This window comes from Williamsia sp. z34, from assembly GCF_059553395.1.
In genome coordinates this window covers 425076-437625 of sequence record NZ_JCANWW010000001.1, presented here as the reverse complement: position 1 = coordinate 437625, position 12550 = coordinate 425076, and the positions used below count along the sequence as shown (strand labels likewise).

Annotated in this window: 12 protein-coding genes and 1 other RNA gene; 5 read left to right on the top strand and 8 right to left on the bottom strand. The window is 66.9% G+C overall.

Features of this window, described 5'->3' with window-relative positions; genetic code table 11:
• Window positions 1-43: 43 nt before the first annotated feature.
• Window positions 44-450: RNase P RNA component class A (rnpB, locus tag AC51GT_RS02125), an RNA gene on the bottom strand.
• A 98-nt stretch (window positions 451-548) separates the two neighbouring features.
• Here rnpB and AC51GT_RS02120 point away from each other — a divergent pair.
• Entirely contained in the window at window positions 549-1799 is a 1251-nt protein-coding gene (locus AC51GT_RS02120; protein ID WP_496327693.1) for an SLC13 family permease, read from the top strand.
• Between the two features lie 25 nt (window positions 1800-1824).
• Here AC51GT_RS02120 and AC51GT_RS02115 read toward each other — a convergent pair whose 3' ends face one another.
• Window positions 1825-2721, bottom strand: a complete 897-nt coding sequence (locus AC51GT_RS02115) for a LysR family transcriptional regulator (RefSeq protein WP_496327692.1) — start codon at window positions 2719-2721, stop codon at window positions 1825-1827.
• 142 nt (window positions 2722-2863) lie between these two features.
• Here AC51GT_RS02115 and AC51GT_RS02110 point away from each other — a divergent pair, with 142 nt between their 5' ends.
• On the top strand, window positions 2864-4174 hold the full coding sequence (locus AC51GT_RS02110) for an NAD(P)/FAD-dependent oxidoreductase (protein ID WP_496323729.1): 1311 nt from the start codon (window positions 2864-2866) through the stop codon (window positions 4172-4174).
• Window positions 4175-4213: 39 nt separating this feature from the next.
• On the opposite strand, the gene AC51GT_RS02105 is transcribed toward AC51GT_RS02110, so the two are convergent.
• From AC51GT_RS02105 to cobC, 4 genes are all read right to left on the bottom strand, one after another.
• Window positions 4214-5395 (bottom strand): bifunctional RNase H/acid phosphatase, encoded by a 1182-nt coding sequence (locus AC51GT_RS02105; protein ID WP_496327691.1) that lies wholly within the window; start codon window positions 5393-5395, stop codon window positions 4214-4216.
• The gene (locus tag AC51GT_RS02100) at window positions 5344-6090 is read right to left on the bottom strand and encodes a zinc ribbon domain-containing protein (RefSeq protein WP_496323727.1); all 747 of its coding nucleotides are present in this window, start codon (window positions 6088-6090) and stop codon (window positions 5344-5346) included. The genes AC51GT_RS02105 and AC51GT_RS02100 overlap by 52 nt, the downstream gene beginning before the upstream one ends.
• Window positions 6091-6201: 111 nt before the next feature.
• A complete protein-coding gene (locus AC51GT_RS02095) occupies window positions 6202-7326 on the bottom strand; it encodes a Nif3-like dinuclear metal center hexameric protein (RefSeq protein ID WP_496327995.1) in 1125 nt (374 codons plus the stop codon).
• Between the two features lie 8 nt (window positions 7327-7334).
• Window positions 7335-8360: an Rv2231c family histidinol phosphate aminotransferase CobC gene (cobC, locus tag AC51GT_RS02090; RefSeq protein ID WP_496327690.1), complete on the bottom strand. Its 1026-nt coding sequence runs from the start codon at window positions 8358-8360 to the stop codon at window positions 7335-7337.
• 30 nt (window positions 8361-8390) lie between these two features.
• Between cobC and AC51GT_RS02085 the strand changes: the two genes are divergently transcribed.
• Entirely contained in the window at window positions 8391-9077 is a 687-nt protein-coding gene (locus AC51GT_RS02085; RefSeq protein ID WP_496327689.1) for an HAD hydrolase-like protein, read from the top strand.
• A complete protein-coding gene (locus tag AC51GT_RS02080; RefSeq protein WP_496327688.1) occupies window positions 9070-9534 on the top strand; it encodes a low molecular weight protein-tyrosine-phosphatase in 465 nt (154 codons plus the stop codon). The genes AC51GT_RS02085 and AC51GT_RS02080 overlap by 8 nt, the downstream gene beginning before the upstream one ends.
• 20 nt (window positions 9535-9554) lie before the next feature.
• On the opposite strand, the gene AC51GT_RS02075 is transcribed toward AC51GT_RS02080, so the two are convergent.
• The gene (locus AC51GT_RS02075; protein WP_496323723.1) at window positions 9555-10598 is read right to left on the bottom strand and encodes a zinc-binding metallopeptidase family protein; all 1044 of its coding nucleotides are present in this window, start codon (window positions 10596-10598) and stop codon (window positions 9555-9557) included.
• 140 nt (window positions 10599-10738) lie between these two features.
• On the opposite strand from AC51GT_RS02075, the gene AC51GT_RS02070 reads away from it, so the two are divergent.
• Window positions 10739-11647 carry an SURF1 family cytochrome oxidase biogenesis protein gene (locus AC51GT_RS02070; protein WP_496327687.1) on the top strand — a complete coding sequence of 303 codons (909 nt, stop codon included), beginning with the start codon at window positions 10739-10741 and terminating at the stop codon, window positions 11645-11647.
• Here AC51GT_RS02070 and AC51GT_RS02065 read toward each other — a convergent pair.
• Window positions 11561-12526: a cobalamin biosynthesis protein gene (locus tag AC51GT_RS02065; RefSeq protein ID WP_496327686.1), complete on the bottom strand. Its 966-nt coding sequence runs from the start codon at window positions 12524-12526 to the stop codon at window positions 11561-11563. The genes AC51GT_RS02070 and AC51GT_RS02065 overlap by 87 nt on opposite strands.
• Window positions 12527-12550 lie beyond the last annotated feature (24 nt).

The window sequence follows — 12550 nt, the reverse complement described above, 5'->3', positions numbered from 1 at the left end:
GACCTCCACACCGGGGTAATCGGTGTGAGGCCACGTTGCGGGGCGAACGAGCCGGCCTGTAAGCCGGATCCTGTACCGACCACAAGGGTCGGCAGCGGCCATCCATCTGGGCACACCGTCGCCGGGTACCTCGAGCGGTCCACCCGCAGGCTCGGGCGAGCAGCCCTCGAACACCTGCGCAGCCACACCAGTCACCTGGTGCAACCTTCGACCTTGCTCCGGGTGGGGTTTACCGAGCCATCACGGTCACCCGTGATGCTGGTGCGCTCTTACCGCACCTTTTCACCCTCACCGGCTTGCGCCGGCGGTCTGTTTTCTGTGGCACTGTCCCGCGAGTCACCTCGGGTTGCTGTTGGCAACCACCCTGCTCTGTGGAGTCCGGACTTTCCTCGATCTCGGGCTCGCCGCACAAGCGACTGTCCCCGCGACCGCGGCCGCCCAGCCGGCTCGTTCGCATCATCACTGTACGTTCTCCGGGACCGGATCCACGCATCCTTCCGGACGATGCCTGATTGGTGCGCTGCCGGGACGTCGGGGAACATTGCGCCGTGGATGTTGTCGCGGTGGTTCTGATGGTGGCAGCGCTGGGACTGGCCGTGTGGCGTCCGCGCGGCCTGTCGGAGGCGGCGGTCGCGGTCCCGGCAGCCGCGCTCGCCATGGTCGTGGGTGCCGTGGAGCCCGACCGGGCCTGGGACGAGTTGCGGGAGTTGTCGTCCACCGTGCTGTTCCTGGCGGCACTGCTGGTGATCTCCTACGCCTGTTCGGTACTGGGCGTATTCGAATGGGTGGCCCGGGTGATCGCGCACCGCGCGTCCCCGGCCGAGGGTGCCGGGCACCGATCCGGGCGCCGGCTCTTCGGATTGGTGTTCGCCGCCGCCGCGATCACCACCGCCGCACTCAGTCTCGACGCCACCGTGTTGCTGTTGACACCCGTGCTGCTGTCGATGACCTCGGCGCTCCGGGTACCGGCCCGTCCACACAGTTACGCCACGGTCACCCTTGCCAATTCGGCCTCGACCCTGATGCCGGTCTCGAATCTGACGAATCTGCTCGCCTTCGCCGCAACGGGTCTGGGCTTCATCGAGTTCACCCTGCTGATGGCGCTTCCCTGGCTGGTCACCCTTGCGGTCGAGTTCGCGTTGTTCTGCTGGTGGTTTCGCAGCGACCTCGAGGTCGCGCCCGGCCCGGATGTGCTCGACGAGCCCGGCCCGGCGCCACGGGCCCCGCTCGTCGTTCTCACCGCAACCCTGATCGCGTTCGGGGTGAGTTCACTGGTCGGCATCGAACCGGTGTGGTGCGCCGTGGCCGGCGCGGTCGCGATGGCGTACCTGGCATTGCGCGGACGTGCCTGTGGTCCCGGCGCGCTGGCGATGTCGGCGCAACCGGGCTTCCTGTTGTTCGTCTGTGCGCTGGCGGTCTTGGTGACCGGGATCTCCGACGGCGAGATCGGGGGGTGGCTCGCGGACCTCCTGCCGAACGGGACCGGACTGCTCGACCTGCTCATCGTCGCCGTGGTCGCGGCCATCGCATCAAACGTGATCAACAACATCCCGGCCACCTTGCTGATGCTCGCCGCACTGGGCAGCGGTGCCCCGGCGGCACTGATCCTGGCGATGCTGCTCGGGGTCAACATCGGCCCCAGCCTGACCTACCTCGGCTCGCTGGCAAACCTGCTGTGGCGCAACCTGGTCAACGTCCGCGGCCACCGGGTGAAGGTCGCCGAGTTCACCAAGGTGGGCCTGGTGACCGTCCCGTTGACCCTGTTGTCATCGGTGTTCGCACTGTGGCTGGTCACCTAGCCGGAGGCGATTCTCTCTCCAACACCTAGCCGGAGGCGCCGTCTCCCCCGGCCAGATCCGCGCGCACCGACCTCAGCGCGGCGATCAGGTCGTTGACGATCTCGGATTGTCCGGTCGGCGCGCGCACCACCGCGGACACCGGAACCCGCAGTGCGCGTTCGGCATCCCGGGTGAAGGCGATGCCGGCCAGCGGTGTGCGCTCGTAGAGCACCGTCCACTCCTCGGGGTGGTTGAGCAGCTCCATGGTCGCGGTGTGATCCACCGGCAGTGGCGGCGCCTGGCGGGGACGGTCGAGTCCGTGGCGATCGAACGCCTCCCGGATCACGTTGTGCAACAGCACCTGATCACGCGCCGACGGCAGCAGCAACGGGTACTTGCCGAGCTGTTCCAGCCCGACTTCGGCAGCTCCGGCCAGTGGGTGCCGCTGCGACATCGCCACCACCAGGTCGTCGACCCACAGGTGTTCGATGGCCAGGCCCGGGCGCTCGAGGCCACCGCGGATCAGGGCCAGGTCGACGTCGCCGCCGAGGACCGCGTCGATCCGCTGATCGAAGCTCTTGATGATGAACTCGATCTCGACATCGAGGTGCTCGGTGCGCAGCTTGGCGATCGCGGCCAGGGACTGCTGCGCGAACGACATGTTGGCCGCCATCCGGACCCGTCCGCCGGGTGCGCGTGCGGTCGCGGTGATCATCGATTCGAGTCGGATCATCTGCTGAGCCAGTGGCAGCACCTGGGCGCCGAGGTCGGTCAGGCGCACCGTCCGCGTCGACCGGGCGATCAATTTCGAGCCCAGTTCGTGTTCGAGTCGGGCGACCTGGTGGCTGATCGCCGATTGCGAGATGAAGCAGCGGGCGGCGGCCCGGCTGAAACTCAACTCCTCGGCGACGGCCACGAAGTACGTCAGCTGGCGAAGTTCCATGCGACCAGCTTATATGAGGGATGCAGATAAGTTCTATCTTCAGAACAGGTTGGATATAGGCCTGATTAGGGATTTTCACCCCAGTTAATTGCGCTATACATGGAAGTAGTTGCCATCAAGTAGATAAAAGGATCACCAACCCATGCCCACACCGCACAGCGTTCCCACCCAACTCGAGGCCGATGTGGCCATCGTGGGTTCGGGATTCGGTGGACTGACCGCCGCACAGCGGCTGGCCAAAACCGGACTGCGCGTCGTGTTGATCTCCAGCACCCCCGAACACCTTTTCCAGCCCCTGCTCTACCAGGTCGCAACCGGCGTGCTCTCCAGCGAAGAGATCGCTCCCGACATCGCCGGCATCCTGCGCAAGCACCGCAACATCGAGGTCCGCCTGGGCACGGTCACCGATGTCGATCCCGACGCCGGCGTCCTGCATTTCCGCCACGAGAGCGGTACCGAGACGGTTCGGTTCCGCTACCTGATCGCGGCCACCGGTGCCACGCAGTCCTACTTCGGACGCAACGAGTTCGCGCAGTACTCCTACGCGCTCAAGACCATCGAGGATGCGACCAAGCTGCGCACCCAGATCCGCCAGAACTTCGAACGGGCCGCCCAGACCACCGACGACGATCTTCGCCGCCGCCTGCTGAGCTTCGTGATCGTCGGCGCCGGGCCCACCGGTGTCGAGGTCGCCGGTCAGATCCGGGAACTGGCCACCCGCTACTACAAGCGTGACGACGTATCGGTCTACCTCGTCGAGGGTGCCGGGGACGCGCTGCCCGTCTACGGCGGCTCCCTCTCGGCGTACGCGAAGAAGTCGCTCGAGGCCGGCGGCGTGGAGCTGTTGCTCAATTCGCTTGTCACCGATATGGATTCCGAGGGCGTCACCGTCAAGATCGGTTCCGGAGCGGCCACCCGCAAGATCGCGGCCGACACGATCATCTGGTCGGCCGGTGTGCAGGCCAGCCCGTTCACCGCAGTGCTGGCGGAGGCAACCGGAGCGCAGACCGATCGCGCCGGACGCATCCTCATCAATCAGGACCTGACCGTGGGCGGCTACGCCAACGTCTACGCGATCGGTGACATGACCTCCCTCAACGGCTACCCGGGCCAGAGCCCGGTGGCCATGCAGGAAGCCCGTCACGCCGCCGACGTCATCAGCCGGAAGAAGCTGCCGGGCACACCGTTCAAGTACCGCGACAAGGGCAGCATGTCGGTGATCAGCCGGTTCAGCGCCGTGGTCGCCATCAACGAGAAGATCCGATTCCGGGGCATGTTCGCCTGGATCACCTGGCTGGCGGTGCACCTGTTCTACCTGATCGGCTTCCGCAACCGCTTTGCCGCCATCGCATCGTGGCTCTACGCGTTCATCGGCAGCAAGCGGCCGGGGTTCGAGCAGGTCGACCGCCGCCGCGCCGCGGCCGTCCCGCAGCAACAATCCCGCGCGAGTTGATCGCGCACCGGTAGTGCGCCCCGAACCACCTGGGAGAGATCAGATCCCGCCCAGGTGGTTCGTGTCGTTGACCAACCGCACCGACGCACCACCGTCGGGATAGAACTCGGCGATGCTCAGAGATGCCAGGTCGAGGTGCATCCGGTAGAGAATCGACGACCCCACACCGAGCGCTTCCCGCAGGAGCACCTTGATGGGTGTCACGTGGGACACCACCAGCACCTCGCCGGGGCCGTACTGATCGATGATCTCCGCCTGCGCCTTGAGGATTCGGATGGTGGCGGTGTCGAAGCTCTCGCCGCCGGGAGGCGCGATGCTCGTGTCGCCGATCCAGGCCTTGTGGAGCTCGGGATCCTGGGCCGCCGCCTCGGCGAAGGTCAATCCTTCCCAGTCGCCGAAATCGGTTTCGATCAGCCCGTCGTGCACGACGACCGACAGACCCAGCGCCGCCGCAGCGGCCTCGGCGGTGTCGCGGGCGCGCCCCAGCGGGGAACAGACCACTGCCGAGATACCGTCCGGTTCGGCGGCGGTCTGCGCCCGGGCCGCCAGGCGTTTGGCTGCCCTTGCCGCCTGATCGCGACCCAATTCGGTCAGTTGCGGATTCCCGCGCCCGGAGTAGCGCCGCTCCACCGACAACGGGGTCTGCCCGTGCCGCAACAACAACATTCGCGTGGGATTGCCCATCGCACCGTTCCAGCCCGGCGCCCTCGGCGCGGGCTTGAGCGGTTCCTTACTCGGTTGCCCGGTCACCGCGGCGACCTCCTCACCGGCGGCCGCGGCATCCATGGCCTCGTTGGCCAGACGATCGGCGTGTGAGTTCTGATGCCGCGGAATCCAGGTGTAGTCGACGTTCGAGAATCCCGACGCCAGCGACTTCGCCCGCGCGGCCAGCGGAATCATGTCCGGATGCTTGATCTTCCACCGGCCGGACATCTGCTCGACGACCAGCTTTGAATCCATCCGGACGGACACCTCGTCGGCGCCCACCTCCTGCGCCGCGGTCAGACCGGCGATCAGCCCGCGGTACTCGGCGACGTTGTTGGTCGCGATACCGAGGGCCTCTTTGCGTTCGGCCAGGACCGCGGCCCGGTCGGCGTCGAACACGACCGCGCCGTAGCCCGCCGGTCCGGGGTTGCCCCGCGAACCGCCGTCGGCCTCGACAACAACTCTCACGAAGAAGCCAATCCCGACTCGTGCGTGCGCACCAGGATGGCGCCGCATTCGTCGCATCGGACGACCTCGTCGGTGGGGGTCGAGTTGATCCGGCTGAGCAGTCCCCGATCGAGTTCCATCCGGCAGGCACCGCACCGTGCGGCCCGCAGGAGTCCGGCACCCACCCGTCCCGACGACACCTGCTTGTCGTAGATGGCCATCAGATCCGGGTTGACGTTGGCGGTCAGCGCGGCGCGCTTCTCGGCGATGGCGGCCGCATCTTCGTCGATCTTCGCCAGGGCGGCGTCGCGCCGGGCCGTGGCCTCCTCGATCTGCCGCAGCGTGTGGTTGGTCATCGCCGATGCGCGCTGTTCGTCCGCGCCGACGGCTTCCTGCTGTTCCATCACCTCGAGCATCTCGTCTTCGAGCAGTCCACGGCGGCGGATCAATCCGGTCACCTCGTGCTCCAATTCGCTCAGCTGCTTGGCCGGCAGGTTGCCTGCGGCCAACTGCTGGTTGTCCTTCTCCTCACGCATCGTCATCGACGTGATCTCGTTGTCGAGTCGCCGGGCCTCGCGGAGCAGGTCCTCGGCGGCGATCTGAGCCCGCACGGCCTCGTCCCGCTGGGTGTTCAGCTGCTCTTCGAGTCGGGCCAGTTCGGCGATCTCGGGCAACGTGGACCGCCGGTGTTCGACTCGATGCAACTCCGCATCGACATCGGCAATGTCCAACATCAAGCGTTGGTCGGCCGGATCTGCTTTCACCAGTGTTCCTTCATTCCTCTACTGTCCGGTCCAACGGGCCGGATCAACAAGTCGTGCGGCGCCGCCCGGCGCCGGTGATGACATTTTTGCAACCGTACGCGGTCACGCGTGTCAGTGGCCGCTCCGATGAATTGTCCATGGATCTGTCGGGGTGGCGAAAACGCCGGTCCCGAGCCCGGGGGCGGCATCGGCGAGAAGACCCGCGACCTGCGTGCACCAGGGGAACTCGGTACTCCAATGCCCGGCGTCGATCAGCGCCGGACCACCACCTCGCAGATGTTCGTCCACCGGGTGATGCCGTAGGTCGCCGGTGACGTAGACGTCCGCGCCCACCGCGCGGGCCGTGGCCAGCATCGAATCACCGGCACCGCCACAGACCGCGACGGTCGTGATGGTCGCCTCCGGGTCACCGGCGGCGCGGATTCCCACGGCCGAGGCCGGCAAGGCCCGCGCGACCAGTTCCGTGAACGCCGCCAGACTCATCGATTCGGGCAGCTCACCAACGCGTCCGAGGCCCTCGTCGCCGCGGGCCGGTACCAACTCGATGAGGTCGAAGGCCGGCTCTTCATAAGGATGGGCGCTGCGCAGCGCGGTCAGGACACCCGAGCGCACGCGGCGACCCGACACCATCTCGACGCGTTCCTCGGCCACCCTCGTCACCTCGCCGCGCTCGCCGATCGCCGGGGCGGCAGCCGCGCCGGGCCGGAACTGGCCGGTGCCGGACGTGCTCCAGCAGCAGTGGCTGTAGTCACCGATCTCACCGGCGCCGGCATCGAACATCGCCTCCCGGACGGACGCCACGTCGTCGGCCGGGACGAACACGGACCACTTGTCCATCGCCTCTGCAGGTTTCGGGTCGAGGGGCCGGAGGTCGGTGAGCCCGAGCAGCGCACCCAGGGCATCAGAGACACCCGGGTTGGCCGAATCGGCGTTGGTGTGCGCGGTATAGAGAGCGCACCCGCCCCTGATCAGGCGGTGCACGATCCGCCCCTTCGGGGTGTGGGCACCGACGGTGTCGACACCACGCAGGAGCAGAGGATGGTGGGCCACAATCAGATCCACCCCGGATTCCAGTGCCTGGTCGACCACCGCATCGGTGACGTCGACACAACAGAGTACCGAGGTGACGGCGTCGCCGGGGTCACCGCAGACCAGGCCCACCGAATCCCAGCTCTCCGCCAGCCGGGTCGGATATGCGCGTTCGAGGATCCCGATCACATCGGCCACAGTGGTCATACCCGTCATCAGAGCACCTTTCTGATCGTGTCGACCAATCCGTCGACGGTTGCGCGGTCCCGGACCGCGAGCCGCAGATGGTTCGCGTCCATCCCGACGAAGTTGGCGCAGCTGCGGACCGCGTAACCATGTCCCCGCAGAGCCTCTTTCAGAGCGGTCCCGTCGGCCACCGAGATCGTCACAAAGGACGCCGCCGGTTCGCCGACCACCCGCACCCCCACGGTGGACAACGCCTCGATCAGCCAATCACGTTGCTCCACAACCGAAAGCGCTTCGGCGCGGGCGTAGTCGGCTGCCTGCTCGCCGGCACAGAGTTCCAGCGCCGCCAGTTGCAAGGTACCCAGCGGCCAGTGTGGTCGCCGGCGCCCCAGCCGTTCGAGCAGCTCGGGCGATCCCAGGAAGTAGCCGGCCCGCAGACCCGCCAGCGCAAATGTTTTCGTGATGCTGCGCAGGACAAGGATGTCGTCGCCGCGGTACCCCGACAGCGTCTGCGGCTCGCCCGGCACCACGTCCGCGAATGCCTCGTCGACCACGATGACCCGGCCGGGCCGACGCAATGCCTCGATCGTCTGCCGGGGATGCAGCACCGACGTCGGATTCGTGGGATTGCCCAGGACCACCAGGTCCGCATCCTCGGGCACCGACTGCGGGTCCAATGTCCAGGGCGGCGGCAGCACCACCTGCTCGATGTCGATGCCTGCCGCACGCAATGCCCGCTCGGGTTCGGTGAACGACGGTTGGATCAGCGCTGCCCGGCGGGGGGCCAACTCCGGCAGCAGAGCAAAACCCTCGGCGGCACCGGCGAGCAACAACACCTCGGACGGATCCCGGTGATGACGCCGCGCGATCGCCATGGTGGCGCGCTGCTGATCGCCGGCGCCGGGATAGGCCGCCAGGTCACCGAGGCGCGCTGCCAGTGCGTCGAGAACGAACTGTGGGGTGTTGCCGCGGACATTGACCGCGAAGTCGATCAGGCCTGGTTGGGCGTCCGCGTCGCCGTGGCGCCCCAGGTCGGTCAGCTCGTCCGATTTCACAGTTGTCGAGCCTACGGGCAGGATGGAGTGGTGAGTTCGATCAACAGGCCTGACCTTCCGGACCCGGCCGATCCGGCGACCATTCTGCTGTTCGACCTCGACGGCACGATCACCGATTCGTTCGAGGGCATCGAGAAGAGTTTCCGCCACGCGCTCGCCGCGGTCGGCGCACCCGAACCTGACCCGGCGCTCGTCGCCGGACTCGCCGGACCACCGATGATCGACAGCCTGCGCGGCATGGACCTCGACGACGCCGACGTCGAGGCCGCCATGGCCGCCTATCGGCAGCGTTACGTCGAGACCGGATGGCTGGAGAACTCGGTCTTCGACGGCATGGCCGACCTGCTGGCCGACCTGACGCAGTCCGGTCGGCTGATGGCCGTCGCGACCTCCAAGAACCAGGACACCGCCCGGGCGATCCTCGAACATTTCGGTCTCGCCTCGCATTTCAAGTACATCGCCGGGGCCTCCGGCGACGGCAGCAGGCGCAGCAAGTCCGACGTGATCGGACACGCCCTGAGCGAACTCGGCATCGCCGACGCCGCAGATCATCCGATCGTCATGATCGGCGACCGGTCCCACGACGTCCACGGTTCGGCGCAGTACGGGATCCCGGCGATCTTCGTCGACTGGGGGTACGCGGTCGGTGACGAGGGCGCCGACGCCGCCTGGACGATGGACTCGGTGGACCGGTTGAGGAAGCTGATCCATGGCTGAACCACTACACGTCACGTTTGTCTGCACCGGCAACATCTGCCGGTCACCGATGGCGCAGAACATCTTTCGGCGCGCACTCGAAGACTCCGGCCTGGACGGCAAGGTCCGCGTGACGAGCGCCGGTACCGGCGGCTGGCACGTCGGCGATCCCGCCGACGCCCGTGCGCGCACCGAACTGACTGCTGCGGGATACGACGACGAACACACCGCTGCAAAAGTGGGCCCCGAGCATCTGGACGCCGACCTGCTGATCGCAATGGACAGCAGCCACGACGCAGCCCTGCACAAGATGGGCGCCGGCGACCGGACCCGGCTGCTGCGCAGTTTCGATCCCGACGCCGACGACGTCGAGATCGCCGACCCGTACTACGGCAGCGACAAAGACTTCACGACCGTGCGCACCCAGATCGAGGCCGCCATGCCCGGACTTCTCGATTGGGTGCGCACGCGGGTGTAGATCTCCGGCGTTCTTTCGGATCAGAGGGCTGCCGGGGCGATCAGTCCATGGATGAACCGCATCTTCTCGAGCACCTTCGGCGGCAGCACGAACGGGTAGAGATCCCGATGCCCCATCGACCGGTTGATCTGGTTCAGCGCCCAGGTCAGCGGTAACCACAGGTCGATGATCTGATCGAACCCCACATCCCCGACCAGCACGCTGTCGAGCGTTGCGCCGGCAGGTGCCATCGCGAACGCGGCGGCGGTGTCGAGGGTGTCGCGGATGTGGAGATAATGCGCGAACGTCTCGGCCCAGTCCTCGGCGGGATGCATCGTCGCGTAGGACGAGACGTAATCCTGTTTCCAGTCATCGGGCGGACCCTGGCTGTAGTGCCGGTCGAGCGCCGCCTGATAGTCGTCGTCGGGGTTGCCGAAGAGTTCTTCGAACCGGGGCCGATGCTCACCGGTCCCGACCAGCACCATCTGGTAGTAGTGCCCGATCTCGTGGCGGAAGTGCCCGATCAGGGTCCGGTAGGGCTCGTCCATCGACACCCGCAACTGTTCTCGGTGCACGTCGTCGCCCTCGGCCAGGTCCAGGGTGATCACCCCGTCGGCATGACCGGTGATCACCTTCGTCTTGGCACTCGAGAGCAGATCGAAGGCCAGCCCGGTCTGCGGATCGACGTCCCGGCCTTCGATCGGCAGGCCCAACTCACTGAGTTCGAGGATCACGCGCCGCTTGTTGGTCTCGGCGGTACCGAACGCCGCGATCGCATCGACGTCCTTGTCGGCCGGACGGGTCCGCGTCAGGCGGCACGATTCACAGAGCGCCGACGGATCCGGCTCTCCTTCGGGGCTGCTTGCACCCGGCTCGACCGGGGGCACCAACCAGTTGCACGAGATCAGTTCGAAGTTGGCACACCGGACGAGAACGTCGCCGTCGATCTCGGTGGTCGCCTCCTCGTCCAGCGTGAACATGGTGCGCGACGGCAGATGAAACCCCAACGGGCTACTGCAGCTCAAGCACAGCGTGTTCTCGAAGGACAACTTCTGTCCACATTTACGACACACCAGATCGCGCATTCGAGCCTCCCCAACACGTGGCGGGCCGTCCGCCCGCCAACCTCGCCAAGAGTAACCAGGCCGAGGTCGGTCGGCAGGATTCGCCGCACGTGTGTATGGGGAGTCGGGGGACACATCGAGCAGCTCGGTACCGTATAGGGGTGCGCATCCTCCGTAGTTTCCTTCGGCCCGGCTGGCTTCTGCTCGCTGTCGTTGTGGTCGCTTTCGCGGTGGCGTGCTTCTGGCTCCTCGCGCCCTGGCAACTGGGCAAGAACTCGGACAATGAACACCAGAACGATTTGCTCCGCAAGGCCGAGACCACGGACCCGGTGCCGATCGCAGATCTGTACGACGACGGGCAACCTGTCAAGGACGCCGAATGGCGCAAGGTCCTGGTGACCGGCACCTATCTCCCCGAGCAGCAGGCTGTCGTCCGCCTCCGCCATATCGATGGGCAGCCGGCGTACGAGGTGCTCACACCGCTGCAGAGCACCGACGGCGCCACCTATCTCGTCAATCGTGGATATGTGACACCGCTGCAGGGCACGTCGCTGCCACCTATCGCGGCACCACCGACCGGCGAGGTCACGGTCGAGGCTCGGATCCGTTCGGCCGAAGGCACCAGTCCCGGCCGAGAACCACGCGTCGAAGCCGGTGCCCTGCAGGTGTATTCGATCGACCCCACGGTCCTGGGTGCTGCCGTCGATCTCCCACTGACCAACGGATACCTCCAGCTCGATGAGGGTCAGCCCGGCGGTCTCGGCGTGATGGGTCTGCCCCAGCTCGATTCGGGTCCGTACCTGTCGTACGGATTGCAATGGATCGCGTTCGGCGTGATGGCCCCGCTGGGATTGGGCTACTTCGCCTGGTCCGAATACAAGCAACGCCGTGCCGCCAAGGACGGGACGATCCCGAAGAAGCCCCGCGAGCGCGGGCGCGAGACCCGGGAAGCGCTGGCGGCGTCGTCGACCGGGGGCGCCGGTTCAGAGGTTCGCGGTGGGGTGATCGGTTCGGGTCCGAAGGCCGATCAGGGCAGCAGCGACAAGCTGTCCGACCGCTACGGCCGCTAACGCTCCGACCTGAACTCGTCGGGACAGCTGAGCTGTCCGACGTACGTCCTGCGCGGCCGGTGCCGGACCCCGGCCGAGGACCGGCCGATCCTCGATCCGGTGGCGATAGACGGTCCGTCCGCCGATCGACACCCCGAGCGCCCCTGCGAACGCAGCCTCGACCACACCCGCATTCGGACTGGGATGAGCCCGGGCATCACGCCGGACCGCGGCCACCGCGCCTCGCCGATTCGGCCCGAGGGCGATCACCAGCGCCCCGGTCAGACGTGCCGGCAGATAGTTCGCAACATCGTCGAGCCGGGCACTGGCCCAGCCGAAGTTCTCGTATCGCTCGTTGCGGTAGCCGACCATCGCGTCGAGGGTGTTGATCATCCGGTAGGCCAGCAGCCCGGGAACGCCCGCCACGAACCCCCACAGCAGCGGCGCCACCGCCGCATCAGATGTGTTCTCTGCCACTGATTCCACCGCCGCACGCGCCATCCCGGATTCGTCGAGGCTGTTCGGATCACGACCGCACAGACTCGGGATGAGCCCGCGGGCTCCGTCGACGTGACCGGCTTCCAACTCATCGGCCAACCGGTCGCCGACGTCCGCCAATGACGATCCGCCCAGCGCAACCCACGTGGCCAACGCCACACCGACCACACCGCCGCGTCGACCGATGAGCCCGGCACCGAGCGCAGTGCCCACACAGACCGCGGTGAAGGCCACTCCGGCCGACCGCGAATCGCAATACAGGAGCCGTTCTAGTCTGCCCGCAGAGATCCCCATCCCGGCCACCGGATGCAGTCGCCGCGGATCGCCGAACCTACGATCGAGGAGATAGCCGATCGCCAACCCTGCTGTCCGGTGCGCTCCCGATGACCTCACCGGCCACATCCTAGGTCCATGTGATCCAGATCC